Source organism: Herminiimonas sp. GW821-FHT09C12 (assembly GCF_059416385.1).
In genome coordinates, this window is record NZ_JBWKPC010000001.1 from 1,846,797 (window position 1) to 1,872,456 (window position 25,660).

At 51.6% G+C, this 25,660-nt stretch carries 21 protein-coding genes; 13 read left to right on the forward strand and 8 right to left on the reverse strand.

Annotated elements, in window-relative coordinates:
• Positions 1–10: 10 nt before the first annotated feature.
• The 5 genes from AC07N2_RS08750 to AC07N2_RS08770 form a co-directional block, all read right to left on the reverse strand.
• Positions 11–529 carry a sorbitol dehydrogenase family protein gene (locus AC07N2_RS08750; protein ID WP_494777882.1) on the reverse strand — a complete coding sequence of 173 codons (519 nt, stop codon included), beginning with the start codon at positions 527–529 and terminating at the stop codon, positions 11–13.
• 88 nt (positions 530–617) lie between these two features.
• Positions 618–1,796, reverse strand: coding sequence for a porin (locus AC07N2_RS08755; protein WP_494777883.1), 1,179 nt, complete (start codon positions 1,794–1,796; stop codon positions 618–620).
• A gap of 453 nt (positions 1,797–2,249) precedes the next feature.
• Entirely contained in the window at positions 2,250–3,896 is a 1,647-nt protein-coding gene (gene groL / locus AC07N2_RS08760; protein WP_076593572.1) for a chaperonin GroEL, read from the reverse strand.
• A 106-nt stretch (positions 3,897–4,002) separates the two neighbouring features.
• Positions 4,003–4,293, reverse strand: coding sequence for a co-chaperone GroES (gene groES / locus AC07N2_RS08765; RefSeq protein ID WP_012080503.1), 291 nt, complete (start codon positions 4,291–4,293; stop codon positions 4,003–4,005).
• Between the two features lie 343 nt (positions 4,294–4,636).
• Positions 4,637–5,320, reverse strand: a complete 684-nt coding sequence (locus AC07N2_RS08770; protein WP_494777884.1) for a response regulator transcription factor — start codon at positions 5,318–5,320, stop codon at positions 4,637–4,639.
• Between the two features lie 98 nt (positions 5,321–5,418).
• Between AC07N2_RS08770 and AC07N2_RS08775 the strand changes: the two genes are divergently transcribed.
• Positions 5,419–7,428: a sensor histidine kinase gene (locus tag AC07N2_RS08775; RefSeq protein WP_494777885.1), complete on the forward strand. Its 2,010-nt coding sequence runs from the start codon at positions 5,419–5,421 to the stop codon at positions 7,426–7,428.
• A 151-nt stretch (positions 7,429–7,579) separates the two neighbouring features.
• Positions 7,580–10,951 (forward strand): autotransporter domain-containing protein, encoded by a 3,372-nt coding sequence (locus AC07N2_RS08780; protein ID WP_494777886.1) that lies wholly within the window; start codon positions 7,580–7,582, stop codon positions 10,949–10,951.
• Positions 10,952–11,048: 97 nt separating this feature from the next.
• Here AC07N2_RS08780 and AC07N2_RS08785 read toward each other — a convergent pair whose 3' ends face one another.
• Positions 11,049–11,627, reverse strand: a complete 579-nt coding sequence (locus tag AC07N2_RS08785; protein ID WP_494778136.1) for an N-acetyltransferase — start codon at positions 11,625–11,627, stop codon at positions 11,049–11,051.
• 108 nt (positions 11,628–11,735) lie between these two features.
• A complete protein-coding gene (locus AC07N2_RS08790; protein ID WP_494777887.1) occupies positions 11,736–12,608 on the reverse strand; it encodes a hypothetical protein in 873 nt (290 codons plus the stop codon).
• 721 nt (positions 12,609–13,329) lie between these two features.
• On the opposite strand from AC07N2_RS08790, the gene AC07N2_RS08795 reads away from it, so the two are divergent.
• The 4 genes from AC07N2_RS08795 (at position 13,330) to oxlT (ending at position 17,197) form a co-directional block, all read left to right on the forward strand.
• Positions 13,330–13,620, forward strand: coding sequence for a DUF3649 domain-containing protein (locus tag AC07N2_RS08795; RefSeq protein WP_494777888.1), 291 nt, complete (start codon positions 13,330–13,332; stop codon positions 13,618–13,620).
• Positions 13,617–15,242: a PepSY-associated TM helix domain-containing protein gene (locus AC07N2_RS08800; RefSeq protein WP_494777889.1), complete on the forward strand. Its 1,626-nt coding sequence runs from the start codon at positions 13,617–13,619 to the stop codon at positions 15,240–15,242. The genes AC07N2_RS08795 and AC07N2_RS08800 overlap by 4 nt, the downstream gene beginning before the upstream one ends.
• Positions 15,239–15,592, forward strand: a complete 354-nt coding sequence (locus tag AC07N2_RS08805) for a DUF3325 domain-containing protein (RefSeq protein ID WP_494777890.1) — start codon at positions 15,239–15,241, stop codon at positions 15,590–15,592. Before AC07N2_RS08800 ends, AC07N2_RS08805 begins: the two co-directional genes overlap by 4 nt.
• Positions 15,593–15,910: 318 nt before the next feature.
• Positions 15,911–17,197 carry an oxalate/formate MFS antiporter gene (oxlT, locus tag AC07N2_RS08810; protein WP_494777891.1) on the forward strand — a complete coding sequence of 429 codons (1,287 nt, stop codon included), beginning with the start codon at positions 15,911–15,913 and terminating at the stop codon, positions 17,195–17,197.
• A gap of 151 nt (positions 17,198–17,348) precedes the next feature.
• Here oxlT and AC07N2_RS08815 read toward each other — a convergent pair whose 3' ends face one another.
• Entirely contained in the window at positions 17,349–18,692 is a 1,344-nt protein-coding gene (locus tag AC07N2_RS08815; protein WP_494777892.1) for an MFS transporter, read from the reverse strand.
• 149 nt (positions 18,693–18,841) lie between these two features.
• On the opposite strand from AC07N2_RS08815, the gene cyoA reads away from it, so the two are divergent.
• Genes cyoA through AC07N2_RS08850 form a run of 7 tightly spaced genes read left to right on the forward strand, consistent with a single transcriptional unit; the run spans position 18,842 to position 25,624 of the window.
• Positions 18,842–19,858, forward strand: coding sequence for a ubiquinol oxidase subunit II (gene cyoA / locus AC07N2_RS08820; protein WP_494777893.1), 1,017 nt, complete (start codon positions 18,842–18,844; stop codon positions 19,856–19,858).
• Positions 19,858–21,861: a cytochrome o ubiquinol oxidase subunit I gene (cyoB, locus tag AC07N2_RS08825; protein ID WP_494777894.1), complete on the forward strand. Its 2,004-nt coding sequence runs from the start codon at positions 19,858–19,860 to the stop codon at positions 21,859–21,861. Before cyoA ends, cyoB begins: the two co-directional genes overlap by 1 nt.
• On the forward strand, positions 21,854–22,489 hold the full coding sequence (gene cyoC / locus AC07N2_RS08830; RefSeq protein WP_494777895.1) for a cytochrome o ubiquinol oxidase subunit III: 636 nt from the start codon (positions 21,854–21,856) through the stop codon (positions 22,487–22,489). Before cyoB ends, cyoC begins: the two co-directional genes overlap by 8 nt.
• On the forward strand, positions 22,486–22,929 hold the full coding sequence (gene cyoD, locus AC07N2_RS08835) for a cytochrome o ubiquinol oxidase subunit IV (protein WP_494777896.1): 444 nt from the start codon (positions 22,486–22,488) through the stop codon (positions 22,927–22,929). The genes cyoC and cyoD overlap by 4 nt, the downstream gene beginning before the upstream one ends.
• Positions 22,929–23,789: an SURF1 family protein gene (locus AC07N2_RS08840; protein ID WP_494777897.1), complete on the forward strand. Its 861-nt coding sequence runs from the start codon at positions 22,929–22,931 to the stop codon at positions 23,787–23,789. The genes cyoD and AC07N2_RS08840 overlap by 1 nt, the downstream gene beginning before the upstream one ends.
• Entirely contained in the window at positions 23,758–25,098 is a 1,341-nt protein-coding gene (locus AC07N2_RS08845) for an ATP-binding protein (protein WP_494777898.1), read from the forward strand. Before AC07N2_RS08840 ends, AC07N2_RS08845 begins: the two co-directional genes overlap by 32 nt.
• Positions 25,088–25,624 (forward strand): response regulator transcription factor, encoded by a 537-nt coding sequence (locus tag AC07N2_RS08850; RefSeq protein WP_076593589.1) that lies wholly within the window; start codon positions 25,088–25,090, stop codon positions 25,622–25,624. The genes AC07N2_RS08845 and AC07N2_RS08850 overlap by 11 nt, the downstream gene beginning before the upstream one ends.
• Positions 25,625–25,660: the final 36 nt, after the last annotated feature.

The following is a 25,660-nucleotide window of genomic DNA, read 5'->3' on the forward strand; positions in this document are numbered from 1 at the left end:
CTGATGCTCCTTACGTTGGTTTTTTTGCCCAGCTACCGTATGTGCCATAGCAGTAGGTAGGTGGCTTCAAGATATCCGACACGATTTCTGCATTGATCGCAGTTTCATAGGCGAAGACGCGTGCCTTCTCGCCGCTGCCGACGATACCAAGGAGCCAGGCACTGGCGATTGTGCGCGGTGTATCTGCCAGATCAGAGTTTTCTGTGTCCAGGGTTTGCTGTAACTGGAGTGGATCTATCTTTCGTTGTTCGATCAGGGCAAGCAGTGCTTGTGCCTTTTTCGGGAAGTCCGCGTCATTGGCAACGAGCGCGTCATATAAACGCTTGGCCTGTATTGCATCCAGCGTAGTGCGGCCAACAAGAATGGCAGACACAGCGACAAATGCGCCTTGCTTGTCATCCGCTACTGGTTGCGCTAATGCCCAAGGGATCAGCGACGCAGTGTAGGCAGATAGCATGCCGACTAATAGACGGCGTCGTGTCGGTGTGAATGAGGAAGTGGCCTCGACGTCTTTACCTAAGGTATCCATGGCAGATGTGGTCCTCTTTTAGTAGTACTGCTGAATGCAAGAGTGTTTGCTACATACGTTTTGTATGCGAGTTGTGGAATTGCGTTTATCAGAACGAATGACGTATGCCGACCATGAAGACGGCTTGATTGGCACCATCCGACGGCGTTCCATTTTGTGAATCGCCAACAACAGCAACGGCTCTGACAGGCATGCCGATTCCACCCAGGCCCAAGGTTTGACCTTTGGCGATCTGGTAAGCCTCCAGAAAATACACTGCAGTGCGGGGAGAGAATGAGTAAGTCTGCTCAAGTGATACCTGGTGGTATTTGGCAGGATCAGTAATGCCGTTGGCCGCTTTCTCTTTTGTATAGCTGTAGCCAGCACTGACAAACAAGGCAGGGGTCAGTTGGTACGTAGAGAGCACGCCCAGCGTATTGAAGGTCGCTTTGTCGACGAATAATGAACCGCTGTTAGGGCGGTATTCGACATTCGATGCATTCACGCCTAATACCAGTTTACCTATCGTATAGCGTGCGGCAGCGGCAAGGAATTGTGCTGAGTCGGCAGACAGATAACCGTTATTAATAGCAGATGTGGAGAAGCTGGCGGATGCGCTGGAGTTCCAGTTGCCAGGTGTCGTGCCATTGTTCAGTCGCTGATAACCCAGGGCAAAATTCCAGGCGTTGTAGTCGTATTTGACAGCTGCGCTGAGCGTTCTGCCGGTGGACATATTGCCTGCCGTTTCACCGAAACCTACCAAGCCGCTGAACTGCAAGCCGTTGAAGACCGGCGACGTATAGGTCACGGAATTATTGCTGCGTATGGTTGTATCCAAACCATCGATATCACCTGGATGTGCGCCAGTAGCACCAGTCAATGCAGTAGTAGGGCCGATCGGAGCGACGAACAGATAGTACGGCGTGTATTGGCGACCAGCCGTTAGTGTGCCGTAGTGCGTATTGGATAAACCGACATAAGCTTGCCGATTAAAGAAGGAACTGGTGGAGCTTAATTCGCCGGTATCGACGTTAAAACCGTTTTCAAGAAGAAAGATGGCATTTGTCCCGCCGCCCAGATCTTCCACTCCCTTGAAGCCGATGCGGCTACCGGCAAGATTGCCGCTACGCATATAAGTATTGGATGCGCCACCCTGATTACTGCTATAGACCGTGGCGACGTCGACTATGCCGTAAATAGTGACGCTATTTTGTGCGCTGGCATTGTGTAATGCACCTATGCTCAGAGTGATTGCTGCTGCAAACAACAGTCTGTTTCTTGCCGTCATGATGCCCTCGCCTTGGTCGTATTTCTTGGGAAATAACGCTAGTGCTACGGTGCTATCGATCAGTAATTACAATGATTCTTATTTGAGACGTAAGCTTGGAGAAACGGACTGCATCAGCAGAGTGCTGTGAGCTGATTGTGACTTTACGATTTGTAGACTACACCCGCCGATGCAAACATTGTGCGAATTTTTTCTTAAGTTCTTGTTAAATTTTTGTTTGTCGGTTTTGGAGCAAGTTTGCTTGTTCTTAGTTCCCGCAAGAGTAAGTGATGCTCGAAGAATCGATAGGGCTGTGTTTTAACGAGTCTATTGAAGTAGGTCTTGGTATCGCATGCGTTTGAATGCGCCAAACAAAAAGCCTGCAAGGCGTGAACCTTGCAGGCTTTTTGATGTGCAGATAAAGCACATGGGAGCTTCGACACCACTTGCGTGATGCCGAAAGCGGAACAGCAATTACATCATGCCGCCCATACCACCCATGCCGCCCATACCACCCATGTCGCCCATACCGCCAGCTGGTTTGTCTTCAGTAACTTCAGCAACCATGCAATCGGTAGTCAACAACAGAGCAGCGATCGATGCAGCATTTTGCAATGCCGAACGAGTCACTTTAGCTGGATCCAGCACGCCCATTTCAACCATGTCGCCGTAGGTACCGTTAGCAGCGTTGTAACCGAAGTTACCTTTGCCTTCCAATACTTTAGCCACAACAACCGAAGCTTCTTCGCCGGCGTTTTGTACGATCATGCGCAGTGGCTCTTCCATTGCGCGCAGAACGATACGGATACCTGCGTCTTGATCGGAGTTGTCGCCTTTGACGTTGATGCTGGCACGTGCGCGCAACAGAGCAACGCCGCCGCCTGGAACGATACCTTCTTCAACAGCTGCGCGGGTTGCGTGCAGTGCATCTTCAACGCGTGCTTTTTTCTCTTTCATTTCAACTTCGGTAGCTGCACCGACTTTGATGACTGCAACGCCGCCTGCCAATTTGGCAACGCGTTCTTGCAGTTTTTCACGGTCGTAGTCTGAAGTTGCTTCTTCGATTTGAGCGCGGATTTGTTTAACACGTGCTTCGATGGTGACAGCTTGGCCGTTACCGTCGATCAGCGTGGTGTTTTCTTTGCCGATTTCGATACGTTTAGCTTGGCCCAATTCTTCCAGCGTGATTTTTTCCAGTGTCAGACCAACTTCTTCAGCAACGACTTGGCCGCCGCTCAAGATAGCGATGTCTTCCAGCATGGCTTTACGACGATCACCGAAGCCTGGCGCTTTAACTGCGCAGGTTTTCAGAATGCCGCGGATGTTGTTCACAACCAGAGTTGCCAATGCTTCGCCTTCGATGTCTTCTGCGATGATCAGCAGTGGACGGCCAGCTTTAGCGACTTGTTCCAATACCGGGAGCAGGTCACGGATGTTGGAGATTTTCTTGTCGCACAACAGGATGAACGGATTTTCCAGAATAGCGGTTTGCTTTTCTGGGTTGTTGATGAAGTATGGCGACAAGTAGCCGCGGTCAAACTGCATACCTTCAACGATGTCGAGTTCGTCGTTCAGGGATTTGCCGTCTTCAACAGTGATGACGCCTTCCTTGCCGACTTTTTCCATCGCTTCAGCGATACGCTCGCCGATCGAATAGTCCGAGTTCGCCGAGATCGCGCCAACTTGAGCGATTTCTTTGGTCGTTGTGCATGGTTTTGCGATCAGCGCGAGTTGTTCAACAGTCGCTGCAACAGCTTTGTCGATACCGCGTTTCAGATCCATAGGGTTCATGCCTGCTGCAACGTATTTCATGCCTTCGCGAACGATCGCTTGTGCCAATACGGTTGCAGTAGTGGTGCCGTCGCCTGCGTTGTCGCTGGTGCGGGAAGCCACTTCTTTCACGAGCTGCGCGCCCATGTTTTGCAATTTGTCTTTGAGTTCGATTTCTTTAGCAACCGAAACACCATCCTTGGTGACGGTTGGTGCGCCGAACGAGCGTTCCAGAACCACGTTACGGCCTTTAGGGCCCAGGGTTACTTTAACTGCGTTGGCCAGAATGTTGACGCCTTCGACCATCTTGGCACGGGCTGCGTCGCCGAAAATTACTTCTTTAGCTGCCATGTTGATTGCTCCTGATTATTCGTTGAGTGACTGAATCACTGAATCCCTACTAGGGATGACACCATTTCGATCGCTGCGGCACGGCCGTCGCGTTCGAAAAACGGCATCACTTTTGTACGATTGCCATGATGTCTTCTTCGCGCATCACGAGAACTTCGTTGCCATCAACTTTGACGGTTTGGCCAGCATATTTGCCGAACAGAACGCGGTCGCCGACTTTAACGTCGAGTGGGCGAACTTTGCCGTCTTCGAGGATTTTGCCGTTGCCGATTGCCAGAATTTCACCTTGATCAGGCTTTTCAGCAGCTGCTTCAGGAATGATGAGGCCGGACGCAGTTTTTGTTTCCTGGTCGAGGCGCTTGACGATGACGCGATCGTGCAAAGGACGAAGGTTCATACAAACTCCTTAGTTTTCAATAGGTTATGGTGATTTGCGGCATGGGCTGCAAAGCGTGCTTTACAGTGCATACATGCCGCACTAGAAAGTTGGTCAGTCGGGGAAAGTTGTTAGCACTCTCTTCCGGTGAGTGCTAAGTATAGGGACGGTTGTTTAATAATTCAAGCGGGTGATGGGAAATATAAAAGTCTGTTGTCAAAATTCATTCAAGTCTGCATTCGCGTCAGTTAGCTCAGAACTTACCCCCATAGGGGAGTTTGCGATTTTGTGTAAGTGATATCTTTGTGACGACAGAGCGGCGTCACAGCGAACATTCCGGCGTAACGATCGCTGTGAGACGCACTTAGGCTCGAATAACTGCTTCGGCAAAAAAACTGTAGCCGGCATTGCGGGCAGTATTGACGGGTAAGGCGATACCTATCGCTTCTTCGGCTTTGCGGCGTAGACGGCGCATTTGCGTATCCAGCCGGCGCTGGTCGTAATGCAGGAAGTCCTCTCCCAATGCTTGCACAATAGCCTGGCGGCTGACGATTTCACCTTGGGCTGCCATCAATGTATGTAAAACGATGGCGTCTTGCTGTGAGAGAGGAATCGCAGATTGCCCTGGTGGTAGCAGGCGGCGGCGGCCGACTTCCAGTATCCAACAACCGCTGGCTTCGGGTTGCGTCAGACGGCGCTTGAGTGCGGTCAGCGTAGCAGCCAGTTCATCGAGATCGGCGGTTTTAGCTAGATAGTAATCGGCACCCTCATCGAGTCCGGCAATCTTGTCGGGCATGGCGCCGCGTGCGGTGAGGACGACGATGCCGATGCGATGGCCTTGCTGGCGCAATTGGCGTATCAATGTCATGCCATCGCCATCAGGCAGTGTCAGATCCAGCACTGCCAGTTGATGGCTGGCGGGTGTGTAGATTTTTTGAAATTCGGCGAGCGTGCTTGCCACATCGACTTCATAGCCGAGATCCGTTAGAAATTCGGCCAATTCCTGTCGTAATACGATTTCGTCTTCGAGCAAAATGAGCTTGTACATTGTGTAAGGATAGCCGATTCCTTGAGAGCTATATCTGAGTGTTTCTGAGCGTTTGCAAAAAGGTGAAATCTGCTGCGCGCATGTTATTCTCGCCGCCGATGAAACGTCTATTCTCATTCCTTTTTCTGTTCGCTATCCTGCTGCCGTTGTCCGGCCTGGCACAATCTGCGCTCGATTTGCAGGTGGACACGCGCAAAGTAACAGGCAGTGGTCATCTGTCTATATTGCGTGATCCTGGCGCGCAGTTGACACCTGATGCCGCACTGGCATCGGATCGCTGGCAAGCGATACCGGCTGCCCTCAGCGCCGGTTATACGAAGGACACGATCTGGTTGCGTTTGAAGGTAGAGCGGCAGGCCGATGCGTCGGAAGATTGGTTTGTGCGTTTCTCGAATGCCTTGCTCGATGATGTGCGTTTGTACCGGCCGAATGGTGCGCATGGTTGGGATGAACAGCATGCCGGTGAAGATGTCGGGCGTGAGTCGTGGCCGCTGGATACGCGTAATGTGGTGCTGCCGATAAGTATGGAGACGACCGGGCCAGAAGTCTGGCTGATTCGTTTGCAAAGCAAGAATGCAATGTCGACCAATATAGAAGTCTGGTCGCGCGTGGCCTTCGGTGATTCTTCGCGCCGCGAATATCTTTTCTATGGCTTGTATTTTGGTTGCTTTGCCTTGCTGATTGTGTTGCATGTGTTCTTCTGGCGCATGACACGTGAAAAGCAGAGCGGTTTGTATCTGCTGTATGTGACTATGAATATCATGACCGAGCTGATGACGGTCGCACTACCGCAGCAACTATTCGATATTCCAGTCACTATCTCTGACCCTTTGCTTGGCTTGTCGATGTGCGCCAGCTTGGCGGTGGGCGTGCAATTTTCCTTGCAGCAGTTGGAACTGCCTCCGATTTGGCCGCGCTTCGGTCGTTTCGTACTATATGGCGCACGTGCGGTTGCCTTGGTGAGCGCTTTATTGATCTTGAGTGGTCATTTCTCTATAGGTGTCATCCTGGTGCAGCAGGTGGCGATGTCACTAATAGCAGTGTTTGTCAGCATCGCGTTGTGGTTGGTTTTACATGGACACAAGCCAGCACGTTTCTTCCTGCTGGTATTCGGAATTTTTTATGCCGGAGCGGTGATCAGCTATCTGCGCAATCTGGCCGTGGTGCCGACGAATTTCGGGACTGATCATGCCATCGCGATCGGTGCCTTGCTGCATATGATCTTGATGAGCTTGCGTTTGAATTTACGTTACGACGGACTGCGTCGCGACAAGGAGAACGCACAGGCAGAAACCGTCAGGGTCGTGCGGCAGTTGAATGAAAGCCTGGAAGATCAGGTTGCCAAGCGCACGGAAGCGCTGCAGCAGGAAATCGCACAGCGGGTGCAACTGGAGCAGGAATTGCGGCAGGCACTGGAAGTGGAGCGGCGCATCAAGAATGAGCAGCAGGACTTTGTCGCGATGGTGTCACATGAGTTCCGCACACCGCTGGCCATCATCAATACGACTGCACAGCAAATCGCGAAGAACCTCGACGCGGCACGTGAGAAAACCCTGACGCGCTGCCAGAACTTGCGTGATGCTGCACGCCGTATGGCAGCACTTGTTGATGAATACTTGACCACTGATCGAATGAACGCAAGTGCGACGGCATTCCGACCGACTGTCTGCGATTCGCAGCAGTTGCTGGAAGCGACATTGGCGGAGTGGCCGGAAGAGCGCATCACGCTTTCTGCGCAAGCGCTGCCATCTTCCTTTTTCTGTGATCGCGGTTTATTGCAAGTGGCGCTACGTAATTTGCTGGCTAATGCAGATAGACACTCCACGATGGGACGTGCGATTCATGTCAGTGCTGTCGGTGATGAAGGTGGCGCACTATATATTGCAGTCAGCAATCATGGAGAGCCGATACCTGAAGACGAGGTGGCGCGCCTGTTCCAGAAATACTTCCGCGGACATGCGGCGCAACATCAGCCGGGCGCAGGGCTCGGCTTGTATCTGGTGAAGCGTATCACCGAGATGCATGGCGGCAGTGTGCATCTGGAAAACAACATCGCTGCAAAGATAGTCACCTTCTCTTTACGTTTACCAAATATCGGCGCTGCTTAAGCTGACGGGCGCTACAGGGTAATCCCGACTGTTTTTGTCGGGTACCGCTCAGGTTTGCTCGATTCCGCAGGGCAATTTTTCGATAACTTCCTAGCTTGGTTATTTACAAGACAAAGTGCGCGCCAGTCGCGTACACAGGAAGGAAGCTATCGTGAACAAGGCCTATCGCATCGTCTGGAGCAAAGCGCGCTCCGCATTCATCGTCACGCATGAAAAATCAGCCAGTCGCGGCAAATCTTCGACGACATGTGCTGCAGCCACACTGGGGGTAGCTGCGCTCTTGCTGAGTGCGGGGCCGACGTTCGCGGCGAATGTGTGCGGTGCGGGTGCCAATTCTATTAGCGGTGTTCAGGCGACTGATAGCAATTGCGTGTTGAATAACAACGGCGCTAGCGTGACCATCGAAAATGGTGCTGTGATTTCAGTCACCGATCCTGCGATCAAACCGATTTCGGTGACTGGTGCTGCTGGCAGCATCACAAACAATGGCACAGTGAGCGGTGCTGGCATCAGCGCCATCGATATTACGTCAGGTAGCGCCTTATCCGGCAACATTACTAATACCGGTATTTTGTCGACTCAAAACACTGGGGCCGCTATTTTGGTGAATGCTTCCAACATCGCCGGCGCTATTATCAATGATGGCAGCAGTGCCCAGATTACCGGTGCTGTGGCCTTGTCTGCCTCTAACGTGAAAGCTATTCAGAACATCAATGGCGCTCAAATCAACGCGCCCGATGCCAACGCCATTGGTATAGACGTCCGTAACTCTTCCAAGATCACCAACGGCATCTTGAACGGTGCTGGCAGCAGTATTGCTGCAACCTCGGCTGCGATCAAGATAGACAATTCGACTATTGTCGCTGACGGCATTGTTAACAATGGGACTCTCACTGGCGGTTTGTACGGCCTGGAGTTACTCCAAACTACTGTCAATGGCAACATCGTCAATACGGGCAAGATAAATGCGACCGGTCCTGTTAGCAGTTGGGCTTTTTTCGCTTCTGTAGGGACAGTGAATGGCAGCCTGCGCAATGAGGGCGTTAATAGCGAGATCAGCGCGAATACTGGCATAACCTTAGCTATGAACAGTAACATTGCCGGCGGTCTTTTCAATGAGGGGAAAATACAAGGGAATGACGCTTACGCTATTTACATGCGTAATAGCAGCAAGCTGGGCGGCATCGTTAATAGTGGGTCAATTATCAGTGCCGGCAGTGGATCAGGCATCGAAGTGACTTCTACTTCTGCGATTACCAACGGCATTTACAATACTGGCACCATCTCGGCAAGATATGCGGCTTTAGCGCTGGGAAGCGGTGCTACCCTGACGACGGGTACTAATGGTACGGCGCTTTATAACAACAATAAGATACTCACCAACTACGGAAGTGCCATCCTGGTTACGGGGGCGGGTTCAAAAATCACCGGCAATATTGTCAATGATACTGCCGGTACTATCGGAATTGCCATGAATGGCAATTCTGGAATCGGTATCACTGTAGAAAGTCAGGGTCAGATTGCTGGTGGCATCTATAACAGCGGTACCATCATCGGTTACCAATATGCTGTGCAAGTCAGCGCGAATGCATCTCTGACTGCCATGTATGCTCAAGGCAGTAATGCTCGTTATATCGGCGACGTTGATGCGAGCAATACCGATTTCACGGTGTTGGCAGGCGCTAATTTCTCGAACAGCAATGCTTACAATGTTAAGGGTTTCTCAGTCGCCAATGGTGCTCAGTTCAACATGGCGGCAGGGAGCAGCATGTCAGGCCTTCTGCTCAACGGTATTACTGTCGGCAGCAACGGTTTCAACAATGCCGGCGGGATGAACTTGGCTGCTGGCACGACGGCGGTGATTAATGGCACATATACGCAGGCCGGTACGGGCGTGCTGCAAGTCGGCACAAATGGCAATCCCAAGGCAAAGTTGACGATTCAGGGGATAGCCGCCAATACCGGTAGTATCGGCTTGGCGACCAACGCCGAGCTTGTGGCTACCAGCCTTAGCAACAGCGGCACAGTCACCTTGGCGAATGGCGCGCTCCTTGGTACAACGAATGGTTTCAGAAATGACGGCACGCTTAGCCTGAGCGGCGCGAATGCGACGGTACAAGGCAATTACACGCAAACTAATACAGGTGTGTTATGTGTTGGTGTCAGTGGCGATACGACTTATGCCAAGCTGAACATCAATGGTGTCGCCGATCTTGGCAGCAATGCGAAGATCGATGTTGATGTCAGTCCGCGTGATTACAAGTTCAGCGTGGATCGTCTGCAGAATATCTTGACTGCGTCGACCTTGAATAGTGATGGTACGTTTGCTGTTACCGACAATTCAATCTTGTTCGATTTCGGCGCAATCAAAGTTGGTAATGCTGTCCACCTGACACTGGCCAAGGCGCCGGTCACGGTGCTGGGTAGCGTAAAAGAAACCAATAACACCCCGGCCGTCGGTGCCGCGACAGTATTGGATCAAGTCATTACAGCCAATCCTGGTGGTGCAATAGGCAGTCATTTTGTTGGCCTGACCAGCAAGCAGGCTGTATCGGATGCCGTTACGCAAACGCTGCCATTGCTGAATGGCGGTTCGATGGCAGCCGCCACCGGTTCCATCACCAGTATCAATCGCGTGGTGCAGGCGCGTATAGAAAACAACCGTGGCCTTTCTTCCGGCGATGATGTCATCGGTGATAAATACGTTTGGTTCAAACCTTTCGGTTCCTGGGCGCGTCAGGATGACCGTGATGGTCAGTCCGGCTTCAAGGCAAATAGCACCGGTTTCGTCGCTGGTGTAGATATGGCTACCAATGAGCGCAGCCGTCTCGGTGCTGGTTTTGCCTATGCCAAATCCAAGGTTGATGGCAACTCAGCCATCGCGCCACAGCACATGGATGTCGATGTATTCCAATTGCTTGGATATGGCAGCTATAGCCTGGATGAAAATACAGAGATCAATTTCCAGGCAGACGTCGGACAAAACAGTAATAAAGGTAGCCGCCGTATTGCCTTCACCGGTAGTACCGCCAGCGCCAGCTACAAGAGTTTGACTGCACACGTCGGTGTCGGTGTCGGACGCATCCTGCCATTGAGCGCCAACACCAGCTTTACGCCATCGGTACGTGCTGATTACACCTGGATCAAGGATCAGTCTTATCAGGAGAACGGAGCCGGTGCTCTGAACCTGAATGTGGCGGGACGCAGTGCGAATGAATTACTGCTCGCAGTTGATGGCAAGCTGGCGCACAAGTTGAATGAGAAAACGACTTTCGTTGCCAACTTGGGTACGGCTTATACCGCGGTCAAAGGTAATACCTCCATCATCGCGGCCTTTGCTGGTGCACCACAAGCTGCATTCGTGACCTATGGCATGGAACAGCGTCCGTGGACGATGCGCGGTGGTTTGGGTCTGGTGCGCAAGACTGGTAATGGTAGTGAGATTGCCTTGCGTTACGATGCTGAAGGCCGCAATGGCTTTGTCAATCAGACTGCTTCGGTGAAGGCACGTTGGATGTTTTAAGTAGTAAAGAAAAAAGTAGAGCTGCAGAAGAAGCGCCGGCAGGTAGAAATACCTGCCGGCGCTTTGCCATATGTTCAATCTTCTAGCGATCTCTGCGCTACGGTATCGTCATTCCAGTATCTTCAACGAATCCGACCAAGTCTCGATTTTTCCCGAACATCACCATTCTGGTATGAAGATCTTCGCGGATCTGGCTACTGATTTCGTTCCCTAAGTAGCTCAGAGTTTTTTCGCGCAGATCGACATAAATCAAATCGTAATGTTTGTTCAGTGAATGCCATAAGGCATGTGCGCCAACGGATTGACGTGCGCCGCTAATTAAACAGTTGCCTGCATCCAGCCACCATCGATAGATCGCGCTTGCAATGCCGCGACGTTGATAGGCTGGCGCGTATTTGGAATGCGTTGCGCGCAGATGTTTGTCCTGACGACGATTCAGTTCGATCAAGCGATTAAAGACGGTATAACCTGCGAGGCAACGACGCTTCAGATCTTCAACATAGACATAATGTTCTCCATCTGCTTCGCGATAACGAAAGGCCAGACCGGGAAAATTAATGTCTATGCAGGGCAGATCGTAAAGCGCATCGCCGGGCTGGTTCAGCCGTCGATTGAGTGCATCAAGTTCTCTTTCCAGTTCTGATAACGGAAGCTGTACATCTATGCGCAATTCCATGATGCGCGCAAGCCAGAGAAGATAAGGGAAGGGTAAGGCTACGTGATTCAAAATAATCTCCAAATCAAGATGAGGTAAGTTGATTTTTTCAGGGGCGAGAACATGGCATCAAGCCAGGCAAGCGCCACCCCACCAACCACTCATCAGGCGTTCAGGTTTTGATTTGGCGCGCACCTGGGCACTCGCCTCCCACGCATCAAACTGAACAATCAATCCGGCATAGATGCCGTACCCTTCACCTGCTTGTATTTCCTCCATTGCTTGCAAGCTCTCGCCTGCCTTGATCGTGCCGTGAGCAATAATGGCTTCCTGGGCTTTGATGCCCCAATTTGCCTCCAAATGTTTTTCGCAAATAATGGCTGCGCCGGATTCAATTCCATTGCCTGCCCAGATGCAGTCCAGCCCCGTGATAGCACCACCGGTTCTGATACTTTTATCGCAGCGAAATACGCCTTTGACCATGAGGTCTTGTCCCACGAATGTGTTACCCGTAACAGACAGGTCGCCGCCGCAAAACAATTCCCACTCGGCGCGCAAGTCGCCACCGCAGCGCAGGTTTTCTTGAACCTCTATGCCCCAGCCCACCTTGATATCTCCGCCAGCATCCAGCATTCCTTCGCTGCGTATGCTGCCGGCAGCACGAATGTCTTCGCCAGCAATAATGGAATGGCCAGCACGAATCCCTCCACCGGCGCGTATCGCACGTCCGGCTCGCACAATCGAAGCGACTTCAATGTTGCCTTGTACTTCCAGCGTCCCGGCAAACACGATTGCTTCAGCATCGATGGCGTCTACTCTTAATACAGCATCAGTGGGGCCGAATTGCGTGAGCAGCCAGCAAGCGTCATCGACTCTGCCTGCGCTGACTAACGCATCCAGCAGCGGTTGGTAATCGCTGCCTTCCTGATGATTGCGCAGAAACCAGCGAAATCCATCGGCACAAGGGCTCTTGTGTTTAACGAAGTTTTTGGTCAGCTCCACGGCGACCTCGATATGAGAAAAAAGTACAGCGAGCGGCAGGCTGTAGAAAACAGATATGGGCGAAGAGAGAACGCGCCACGCATGTGCAGCAGGCGAACGAGCGGAAGTTTGGCGAGGGTGAACTCGCCGTAAATAATTGAAGGCATGAAATAAATCCCAAAGCGCAGCCCACACTCAAGAAAGAGTTGGCCGCTATCGCGCTTGGCTTAAGCCCGGCGATAGATGAATTGCGCTAATGAGAAAAAGGAAGTATCGCCGGGCTTAGGAATCTGCTGCCGGCTGGAGGGCGTGTTCTGCGCCCAGAAATCTGAGCACGTGCGAAAACAGAACTGCCATCAAGGACTGTTCTGTTGCCAATGTGCCTAAGGAGTGAACGAAGATTGCCATGGGCGTGAGTATAGGCGATCTCGTGAGGTGGGGCAAACCGGTAGGGACGCCACAGGTATATGGCGTGCGTAAGGTTGGCTGATGCTCAAGACGTACTAATGAGTCGTATGCAAGAAAATATCATTGTTAATGATAATCATTATCGATTAAAATGGCGAGTGCTTTTGTGGACTACACCTTCGAAGGTGTGTCTCCTGAAGGCGCGCGGCATTGCACTGAATCTGCGTCAGCGCATAAGGACGAGTGCAGTAAGGCCGTGACAAGCATAGATGGTGAGAGGTCTTGCACGCAAGGCAATCACTCTCCTGTAATCAGCGCAAGTGATTTCAAGCAAATGAAACTGAACGAAGAATTGCAATACCGTCTGGGCGTTGCCTCGCGTGCCGTAGCTGCCATTCTTGGCGGTTATGCGGTGACGGCGCTCGCCACAGCCTTACTGTCTTTAATGTTGCCGATGGCGCGCGTCGATGCTGTCATGACGGCGACGCTGTTGTCGTTTACTGTTTATACCTGTGCGGTGCTGTGGGTGTTTGCAGCGCGTAGTGCATTCCGTGCCTGGATCGGCATCGTATTACCAGCCGCTATCCTAGGATTGGGATTGCTGGCATATCGGAGCGTCGCATGAAAGAGGGATTCCGCCAGTCTATGGCGTGGTTGCATACCTGGTCAGGTTTGCTGGTGTGCTGGATATTGTTCCTGGTTTTTTCTGCCGGTACGGCTTCGTACTTCCGTGATGAAATCAGCTTGTGGATGAAGCCGGAATTGCATGCGGCAGCGGCAACGCCGGTACCACCGGCGCAGGCAATAGAAAACGGAATACGCATGCTGCAAAAAGATGCGGCCGATGCAACGCGTTGGTTTATCACTTTGCCGGATGAACGTAATCAAGCGCTAGGCGTGGTCTGGGTCAAGCCGGCTGAACCAGGCCAAAAGCGTGGAAAAGTCGAACGAGTGCAATTGAATCCGGCGACGGGTGAGCGTATGGGTGAAGTACGCGAGACACGCGGTGGTGATTTCATTTATCGCTTGCACTTCGATCTGCATTACATGCCTGCGATATGGGCGCGCTGGATTATCGGTTTCTGCGCGATGTTCATGCTGGTTGCCATTGTTAGCGGTGTGATTACGCACAAGCGTATCTTCAAGGATTTCTTTACCTTCCGTCCGAAGAAGGGGCAGCGTTCATGGCTGGATGCGCATAATGCCGTTGCGGTACTCGCCTTGCCGTATCACTTGATGATTACCTATACCGGCTTGGTGACCTTGATGTTCATGTACATGCCGTTTGGTGTGCAGTCTGCGTACAAGGGCGATGAAAAAGCATTTAATGCTGAAACTTTCCGTCAGGCCGAAAATAAAAAACCTGCCAACAAGCCGGCGCAACTAACAGCCATCGAGCCGCTGTTGGCACAGGCTGAAAAACATTGGAACGGCGGGCAAGTGAGCCGTGTCACGATTAATAATCCTGGCGATGCGAATGCCACGATTCAGATCACGCGCGAGCAGGAAAAGAAACTTTCGCATTCACAACAATCCATGCAATTTGACGGTGTAACTGGTGCCTACCTTTCTGCAATAGGTGATAAAGAGAGCGCAGCCGCCGAGACACGCGGCGTGCTCTTCGGTTTGCATGTGGCGAATTTCGCCAATCCTTTATTACGTACGCTGTTCTTCCTGTGCGGTTTGGCTGGATGCGCAATGGTTGCTACCGGCGCTTTGTTATGGGGAGTCAAGAAGCGCCAGAGCTATGCGAAGGTATTGGCAAAAGGCGGACGTGTTGGATTCGGTTTGCGCCTGGTTGATGGCTTGAACATCGGCGCCATCGCTGGTTTGCCGATTGCGTTTGCGAGTTATTTCTGGGCTAACCGTTTATTGCCGGTAGGTTTGGATGGACGTGCAAATACAGAAATAAGCTGGTTCTTTATCGCATGGGGCACCGCTGCTGTATTGGCGCACATCCGTCCTGATCGTCGCATGTGGCAATGGCAATTGAGTGTCGGTGGTTTGTTGTTTGCCTTGCTGCCTGTGCTGAATATATTTACTACGCACTCACATCTGGGTGTGACGTTGTTGCAGGGCAAAGGGCCGTGGGCGGTTGCCGGCTTCGATCTATTTGTGCTGGTATTCGGACTTGCTTTGCTTTATGCCGCTAAACGCTTGAAGCGCAAGACGGCTGTCATCAAAGTGAAGTCGCAGGAAAAGGTAGTCGGTGACAATGATCGCTCTTCCATGCAGGAGGCGGCATGAGTGAGTTTGGCTTTGCGACGGGTTTGGCGCTGGCTTATAGCGGCTGGACTGCACTGAGTCTTGCGATGGATAGGCACTATGCTGATATCTATGGTCGCGGCAAAGAGTTGGATCAAGCTACGCGCAACCGATATCGATGGATAGGAACGCTGGCGCTGATTGCGACCTTTGCTGTGTGTGTCAAATTGGCAGGATGGACGATAGGTGCCGTCTTGTGCCTAGGCACCATGACGATGGGTGCCTTGCTGTTGGTTTTATTGCTGACGTACGCACCGAAGCGCGCGGTTCCATTCGGTAAATTGGCCGGATTGTTTTCTGCTTTGCTTGCCTTGATGTGGTTGCTGGCTTAAATCATGTTTGCGCTGCATCAAGGTATATATCTGTTTGCTTGAGTAGCTTAACGATACTTAAACAGAAGATAGAACATTTTTGCCACACGGCTTTTGGCATTTATTTCACACTAAAATAAGCCAGCCAGCGGTAAACATCTCGATTGGCATAATCTTTGCCTTCTCTCGCTCTATCGTTTGTTAGACAACGATACGGAATTTATTTCGCTATACATGATCTGATTACATATCTTGGGCATCCAATCAGTATGTTTTTTAAGGTGGGCTACCCAAAGTTCAGCTGCTGCAAATTTATGAATCCCTTTATAGGTGATAAAAATGGCAAATGCATACGTGGGTGTTCTTGATTCCGAAAAAGTAACAGGCTACAAAAATCGCTGGATGCAATTGGTCATCGGTATTGTGTGTATGGGCTTGGTTGCCAATCTACAGTACGGTTGGACCTTGTTCGTAGAGCCCATGGAGAATAAACACCATTGGGGAACAGCAGCCATTCAGCTCGCATTTTCCATTTTTATCGTGATCGAAACATGGCTGGTGCCGATAGAGGGCTGGCTGGGTGATAAATTCGGTCCGCGTCCGGTGGTGGCTGGCGGTGCAATCTTTGCCGGTCTTGGCTGGATCATGAATAGTTATGCGGCCTCTTTGCCTATGCTGTACGCAGGAGCAGTCGTATCTGGTATCGGCGCTGGTTGCGTCTATGGTACTTGCGTTGGTAATGCACTCAAGTGGTTTCCTGATCGCCGAGGCTTGGCAGCAGGTTTGACGGCTGCCGGTTTTGGTGCCGGCGCTGCTGTTACCGTGATCCCGATCGCCAATATGATAGGGAGTGCAGGCTACGAAAAAACCTTTCTCACATTCGGCATTATTCAAGGTGTTGCGATCTTTGTGCTGGCGCTGTTTTTGGTCAGGCCCAAAGCACCTAAGCATGCGGTTGGCAGAGTGGGTACTGTGAGTAAGGTTGATTACACGACCAAGCAAATGCTCACAAAGCCAGTGTTTTGGCTGATCTATGTGATCTATGTTTTGGTCGCTGCGGGTGGTGTGATGGCGACGGCGCAACTTGGTCCGATTGCACATGACTTCGGTATCAGTTCTACACCTATTTCCATGTTTGGCGCGACCTTACCCTTGTTGACCTTGGCGCTGTCTATCGACAATGTGGCAAACGGTTTGACCCGTCCTTTGTGTGGTTTTATCTCCGACAAAATCGGCCGTGAGAATACGATGTTCATCGTATTTATCGGCGAGGGTTTGGCTTTGCTCGGCTTGATGAAATATGGTCACAATCCTTATATGTTCATCACGTTTGCTGCGCTGATCTTCATGTTCTGGGGTGAGATTTTCTCGATCTTCCCAGCGATCTGCGGCGATACCTTCGGCAGTAAATTCGCTACCGCGAATGCCGGTACTTTGTACACAGCCAAAGGTGTAGCAGCGCTGATGGTGCCACTGGCTTCGGTAGTGGCCGCGGGAGGTAACTGGAACCGTGTATTTATTCTTGCAGCGGTTGTCACGATAGGTGCGGGTATTGCTGCCAAGTTCGTACTCTTGCCTATGCGGAAACGCTTCTTGTCTGCTTCGGAAGTAAAGGCAGAGAGTTGAAGGTACTGATTCAGGTGGAACGTTTAATGCGCCTGTTTTGACGTGAAGATAAATAGCATGATCGTGGCCAGATTAAGACTGGTGATAAAAAAGGGCAGACATATTTAAATGTCTGCCCTTTTTGATGACGCGTTTAGCGTCACATCACATACTAGTTTTTAATTTCCAGGGCGCGATTGAGGCTCAATGCAGCGAGTGAGCCAACAGCACCCGACAGCAAATACAGGCTGACGTAACCCAGACCGAAATGTGCAGACAGCCCCAGTGCGACCAGCGGTGCAAAACCTGCACCCACCAACCACGCCAGATCGGACGTGAGTGCTGCGCCGGTATAGCGATACTTGGCAGGGAAATTCGCAGAAACTGCACCAGCTGCCTGACCGTAGGACAAACCGAGCAAACCGAAGCCGACGATGATGAAGATGTCCTGGCCGAGTTCGTTGCTACCCATCAAGAAGGGAACAAAGCCGCTGAATACCGCAATCAGAGCAGCCAATGTCCCGAGCGTGGTGCGACGACCAAAGCGATCAGCAATCAGTCCGGAAGCGATCACGCCAACAGCGGCCAAGCCCGCACCCCACATTTGAACGCGCAGGAAGGCACTGATCGAACGTTCGGAATATAAAGTGATCCAGGACAGCGGGAATACCGTGACCAGATGGAACAGTGCATAGCTGGCCAGAGCCGCGAGCGCACCGATGATCAGATTGCGGCCTTGCGAGCGGGTGATTTCAACGGCACTGGTCGGTTCCAGTTCCTGTTCATCCAGCAGACGGCTGTATTCAGGTGTCGAGACCAGACGCAGACGTGCGAACAGTGCGACCACGTTGATGGCAAATGCTACGTAGAACGGATAGCGCCAGCCCCAGTCAAGGAAGTCCTCTCTGGAAATCGAAGACAGTAAATAAGCGAACAAGCCGGCCGCAATGATGAAACCTGCCGGTGCGCCTAATTGTCCAAGCATGGCATACCAGCCGCGTCGATTTTTCGGTGCGTTGAGTGCCAGCAAGGAAGGCAAGCCATCCCAAGAGCCGCCAAGTGCAATACCTTGACCAATACGCAACACTGACAGCAGCACTATGGCGGTCACGCCTAAATGCGTATAAGTTGGCAGGAAAGCAATGCCGGCCGTGGATGCGCCGAGCAGGAAGAGGGCAAGCGTGAGCTTTGCTTCTCGGCTAAATCGTCGTTGAATTGCCATAAAGGCAATTGTGCCGAACGGCCGGGCAATAAATGCGAACGAAAAGACCGTAAAGGCGTAGAGTGTGCCTGTCAGCGGGTCTGCAAACGGAAAGAAAACGGACGGGAATACCAGCACTGAAGCAATGGCATAGACAAAGAAGTCGAAATATTCGGAAGCGCGGCCAATAACCACTCCGATAGCGATTTCCCCCGGGGCAATATGTCCGCCGCGGGTATTGATGATTCTAGGGCCATCGCCTGGTGAGGCAAGTTTGGAGTCAGCTGGGAGTCCTGTGTCATACGTGGTGGCCATAATCTTTGTCTCCAATCATGTTAATCAACGCGCTGACGCTGCCCCACACCACAAGTCCCTTACCCGTAGGGTGGGACAAAACGTCCAATCGGCAACGCACGCTGTTTGCGTTACATTAGCACGATCTCCCAACCTCCGTAATGCATTGAATGACTTCTTTGATAACTCGTCGCGGATTACTTCTATTACCACTCGCATTGCTGGCTGGATGTGACCTGGTTGTACTGAATCCATCTGGTGACATAGCCGCTCAGCAGGGACAACTTATCGTTGTTTCCACGCTACTCATGTTGTTGATCATTGTTCCTGTGATCGCCCTGACAATTTTCTTTGCATGGCGCTATCGTAAGAGCAATACAGCAGCTAAATACGACCCTGACTGGGATCACTCGACTCAACTGGAACTTGTGATCTGGGGCGCACCGCTACTTATCATTATTGCGCTGGGTTTGATCACATGGATCAGCACACACAAGCTGGACCCATATCGTCCGCTTGATCGTCTGGATGCCAACCGTCCGATTTCGGCTGCAGCCGAACCGCTGACGATTGAAGTCGTGGCGCTCGATTGGAAGTGGTTGTTCATCTATCCTGAACAAGGCATCGCGACTGTCAATGAATTGGCTACGCCGATAGATGTGCCGGTCCGCTTCAAGATCACTGCATCTACTGTGATGAATTCCTTCTATATCCCTGCACTGGCTGGTCAGATCTATGCAATGCCGGGTATGGAAACACAACTCAATGCGGTCATCAACGAGCCTGGCGTATTCGACGGTTTCTCCTCGAACTTCAGCGGTGCAGGTTTCTCGCACATGCGCTTCAAGTATCACGGCATGGATGTGGCTGACTTTGACAAGTGGGTAAAAGACGCCAAGCAAAAAGGTCAGACGCTGGATCGCGCGGTTTACACCGAGTTGGAAAAACCAAGCGAGCGTGAGCCTGTGCGCTACTACGGCAAAGTCGCGCCTGATTTGTACCAGGCGATTTTGAATCGTTGCGTAGCTGAAGGCACTGTCTGCATAAATAAAACCATGCATGAAGATGCCAATCGCATGAAGGTTCAGGCTGCAGCCAAGAATTTCCTTAAAGACGAAAAGACTGCCCTTGCTGAAATCGATGCAGCGGTATGTACTCCGTCCACCAATTTATTGAAGAGTAACTAATGCAAGACCATACTGATCTGACGAAGCTTATCTTCGGCCGTCTGAGCTGGGACGCGATTCCGTTCCACGAGCCTATTCTGCTGGTAACGTTCGCAATGGTTGTCCTGGGCGGTATCGCGGTTCTCGGCGGCATCACTTACTTCCGTTTGTGGGGCACTTTGTGGCGCGACTGGATCACCAGTATCGATCACAAGAAAATCGGCATCATGTACATGATCCTCGGTTTGGTCATGTTGATGCGCGGCTTTGCCGATGCATTGATGATGCGTGCCCAGCAGGCTATCGCTTTCGGCGATAACCCTGGCTTCCTGCCACCACATCACTACGATCAAGTTTTCACCGCGCATGGCGTGATCATGATTTTCTTCGTGGCGATGCCGTTGATTACAGGTTTGATGAACTATGTAGTGCCGCTGCAAATCGGTGCGCGCGACGTGGCTTTCCCATTCCTGAATAACTTCAGCTTCTGGATGACGACCTTTGGTGCCATGCTGGTTATGGCTTCCTTGTTCGTTGGTGAATTCGCTAAAACCGGCTGGCTGGCTTATCCGCCGTTGTCGGGGATATTGGCGAGTCCGGATGTCGGGGTGGATTACTACATCTGGTCATTACAGATTGCCGGGGTCGGGACACTGTTATCCGGCGTCAACTTGATCGCGACCATCGTCAAGATGCGCGCGCCAGGCATGGACATGATGAAAATGCCAGTATTCACCTGGACGGCTCTGTGTGCCAACGTTTTGATCGTTGCTGCTTTCCCGATCTTGACTGCAGTGCTCGCCATGCTGTCGCTGGATCGCGTGCTTGATACGAACTTCTTCACGAATGATCTTGGCGGCAATCCGATGATGTACGTCAATCTGATCTGGATCTGGGGTCACCCTGAAGTTTATATTCTGATCTTGCCGTTGTTTGGTGTGTTCTCGGAAGTGGTATCGACTTTCTCGGCGAAACGTTTGTTCGGTTATACCTCGATGGTGTATGCGACTGTCGTTATTACCATCCTGTCGTATCTGGTTTGGCTGCATCACTTTTTCACCATGGGTTCCGGCGCGAGTGTTAACTCGTTCTTTGGGATTACCACGATGATTATCTCGATTCCAACCGGCGCGAAGATTTTCAACTGGTTGTTCACGATGTATCGCGGTCGTATCCGTTTCGAACTGCCTATGATGTGGACCATCGGCTTCATGATCACTTTCGTGATCGGCGGTATGACCGGCGTCTTGCTGGCAGTACCACCAGCCGACTTCGTATTGCATAACAGCCTGTTCCTGATCGCTCACTTCCATAACGTGATCATCGGTGGCGTAGTGTTTGGTGTGTTCGCTGCGATCAATTACTGGTTCCCGAAAGCATTCGGCTACAAGCTCGACGTGTTCTGGGGTAAATGCTCGTTCTGGTTCTGGATCATCGGTTTCTGGATGGCCTTCATGCCGTTGTACATCCTCGGCTTGATGGGCGTGACTCGTCGTATGAGTCAGTTCCAGGATCCATCGCTGCAAATCTGGTTCCAGGTTGCTGCAGTCGGTGCTGTGCTGATTGCACTCGGTATCGGTTCGATGTTGATCCAGTTCTATGTCAGCTACAAACGTCGTGATGAACTGCGTGATGTGACCGGCGATCCTTGGGGTGGCCGTACGCTGGAGTGGTCGACATCGTCGCCACCGCCAGACTACAACTTCGCATTTACACCTAAGGTCTACGATAACGACACCTGGGCTGACATGAAGAAAAATGGTTACAAGCGTCCACTGACAGGTTTCACCGCGATCCATATGCCGAAGAATACGGCAGCTGGTTTCATCATCTCTGCAATCAGTGCAGCGGTCGGCTTCTGCCTGATCTGGCAAATGTGGCTGATGGCGGGCGTTACTTTTGTAGTGTTGATCGCAGCCATCATCATCCATACCTTTAATTACAAACGCGATTTTTATATTTCGGAAGAAGAAGTTACTCGCACCGAAAATCTTCGCACTCGCTTGTTGGAAAGCCATGTCTGAAATTACTGCACATTCTGCCAGCGCCATGAGCGCTGACCCGAGCGCACGTTTTTACGTGAAAGAGCACCATCCGGAAAACGGCACCTTGCTCGGTTTCTGGCTGTATCTGATGAGCGATTGCCTGGTTTTTGCGAGTCTGTTCGCGACCTATGCGGTACTGGGTCGCAACTACGCAGGCGGTCCTACCGGTGCTGAATTGTTTGACCTGCCACTGGTGGCGATGAACACGGCTTTCCTGTTGTTGTCATCGATCACCTACGGCTTTGCGATGCTGGAAGCACAACGCAAGCGTTTGCGCGCCACCATGATTTGGTTGGTCGTGACTGGCTTGCTCGGCGCAGCCTTCCTCGCGTTGGAACTGTATGAATTCAGTCATCTGATCCATGAAGGTGCAGGACCGCAACGTAGCGCGTTCTTGACATCATTCTTTGCTCTGGTTGCTACTCACGGTTTGCACGTGACTTTCGGTATAGTCTGGTTGGTTACTTTGCTGTTCCAACTCAAACGTCACGGTTTGGTTCCTGAAAACAAGCGTCGTCTGATGTGCTTGTCGATGTTCTGGCATTTCCTGGACGTGATCTGGATCGGTGTATTTACCTTTGTTTATCTGATGGGAGTGTTGCCATGAGCGAACATCACGCACACGCGGCACACGGTGCCGACCACGGTCATCATGACCACGACGATCATGCCCATGGCAGCTTGAAGAGCTACACGATAGGTTTCATTCTGTCGGTCATCCTGACGGCAATTCCTTTCTGGCTGGTGATGGGCAATGTGTTCGAAAAATCGAGCACGACATCATTTGTCATCCTCGGTTTTGCTGCAGTACAGATCGTTGTGCACATGATTTACTTCCTGCACATGAATACCAAATCTGAAGGCGGTTGGTCAGTTCTGGCCCTGGTCTTTACGGTCATGGTGGTGGTCATCATGTTGGCGGGTTCGATCTGGGTCATGTATCACATGAACCACAATATGATGCCGGGCATGATGTCTGATCCTACGGGTGAAATGCACATGCCATCCAGCGAGATGCCTGCAACCCATCAGATGAATCATAAGTAATGTCAGATAAGTCTGTACAAACAAGCGGCTCGGTTTCGAAAGAAGCTGAGCCGCTTTTACGTTCGCGCACCACCTTGTTGGTGTTGTCCGTGATCGCGCTCGTCTTGTTCATTGGTTTGCTTGCGCTGGGAACATGGCAGGTATATCGCCTGCAATGGAAACTCGCGTTGATCGAACGTGTGGATCAGCGTGTGCATGCAGCACCAGTGCCTGCTCCGGGACCGGATCGCTGGTCGCAAGTCAGTGCGGCTAACGACGAGTATCGTCATGTGACTGTGACGGGGACTTTGCTCCACTCACTTTCCACCAAGGTGCAGGCAGTGACTGAACTCGGTAGCGGTTATTGGCTGCTGACACCTTTGCGTAGAGCGGATGGCAGTGTGGTGCTGATTAATCGCGGTTATATTCCCGAGCGTGCCAATATCGCGTCTGTTGGTTCGGACGACATTGTCACCGTGACCGGCTTGTTGCGCATTAGTGAACCGGGCGGCGGTTTTCTTCGCCATAACGATCCTGTCGGCAATCGCTGGTATTCGCGCGATGTGCAGGCAATTGCAGCGATGCATAAGTTGTCGAATGTTGCGCCGTACTTTATTGACGCGGAGGCAAGCAAGAATTCCGTTGCCAATTCTGCAGCAGAAACTACGTCTGCCGAGCCGGTTGGTGGTCTGACAGTCATCTCGTTTCACAATAACCATCTGGTCTATGCACTTACTTGGTATGCTCTTGCCTTGATGGTGGCAGGCGCGGCTTTTTGGCTGACGCGTGAAGAGCGTAGGGCGCGTGCCAACAGTCGACGTGCTGATTGTATAGACCGAGAAACTGAAGATGCTGGGAAAAACCGAGATTCCTGCGAGTAAAGAAAACACACGCTGGACTGCCGTGCGCGGTGAGAACGCCGCGGGTCACAAGAATATGCAGCAGTTGATACAACTGCGCTGGATCGCCGTCGTTGGGCAACTCACAACTATCGCTGTCGTCACGCTTGGTTTTGGCATTGAACTTCCAGTGCGTCACATGCTGGAAGTGCTGGTCTGTTTGGTCGCCTTCAATATCGCCAGTCATCTACGTTGGCATGAACGGCCTAGCGTTTCGAACAAGGAATTGTTCCTCGCGCTGCTGGTTGATGTCGCCATCTTGACGGCGCAGTTATATCTCAGCGGCGGTACTTCCAATCCCTTCGTATTCCTTTATCTGCTACAGATCATTCTCAGTGCTGTACTGCTGGAAGCCTGGACGACCTGGACTATCGTCGCGATCACCAGCGCCTGTCTGGTTGCGCTCTCTGTGCTTTCTACTCCACTGATCTTGCCCTACGATCATGAGCTACGGTTTTTCAGTTTGTATGTACAAGGCACACTGATTTGTTTTGCGTTGAATGCGATTTTGCTCGCTTTCTTTGTGACCCGTATCAACCGTAATCTTCGTGCAGGCGATGCGCAACTCGCCGATTTGCGCAAACGCGCAGCTGAAGAAGAACACATCGTGCGTATGGGTTTGCTGGCATCGGGTGCTGCGCATGAACTGGGTACGCCGCTGGCAACGCTGTCAGTGATTTTGGGTGACTGGCGACGGATGCCTGAGTTCAGTAAGAACCAGGAATTGCAGGATGAAATCGCCGAGATGGAAACGCAGCTAAAGCGTTGCAAATCCATCGTCAGCAGCATCCTCTTATCAGCGGGTGAAGCGCGTGGTGAATCATCGGTAAAAACGACACTCAATACTTTCTTGAATGATCTGGCGGAAGAGTGGCGTAGCAGTCGGCCTATCGTTTCCTTTGAATATAAAAACCGGATACAGCCGGATATTCCTGTGGTCTTCGATTCAGTCCTCAAGCAAATGATTTGCAATGTGCTCGACAATGCACTTGAAGCGTCACCGCAATGGTTGTGTCTCGAAGCTTCGCGCGAAGAGGATCAGCTGATTCTATTGATTACAGATTCCGGTCCCGGCTTTGTGCCTGCGATGCTGTCGCAGTTGGGCAAACCATATCAGTCAACCAAAGGGCGGGCGGGTAGTGGTTTGGGATTATTTCTGGTTGTGAATGTGGCGCGCAAATTGGGTGGTACTGTAGCAGCACGCAATCGTGCAGAAGGTGGTGCAGTGGTGGAACTCACCTTGCCGCTTGCCGCAATTAGTTTAGACGAGGATGAAGAAAATGGCGGGTGATCGTCTATTGTTGATTATTGAAGACGATGCCGCTTTTGCTCGCACATTAGGTCGCTCATTCGAGCGTCGCGGTTACACGGTGTTGCTGGCGGCGAATCTGGATGCTGCTGCGGTTTTGTTACGCGAACATTCTCCGCGCTATGCGGTAGTTGATCTGAAACTGGAAGGAAATACTTCCGGCCTCGCGTGTGTGCAAATGCTGCACAAGCATGATCCTGAAATGTTGATCGTGGTGTTGACAGGGTTCGCCAGTTTGAACACAGCAGTCGAAGCCATCAAACTGGGTGCGTGCCAATATCTGGCCAAGCCATCCAACACTGACGATATCGAAGCTGCCTTTGGTCATGTCGCAGGCGTGGTCGACATCGAGTTGAGCAATCGTTCGACTTCGATCAAGACGCTGGAGTGGGAGCGCATACACGAAGTGCTGGTGGAGACAGATTTTAATATCTCCGAAGCTGCTCGTCGTCTTGGCATGCATAGACGTACGCTGGCACGCAAGCTGGAAAAGCAGCGCATCAAATAAGCTTGATCGCAGTCTTTGTCATACAGCATAAGACTC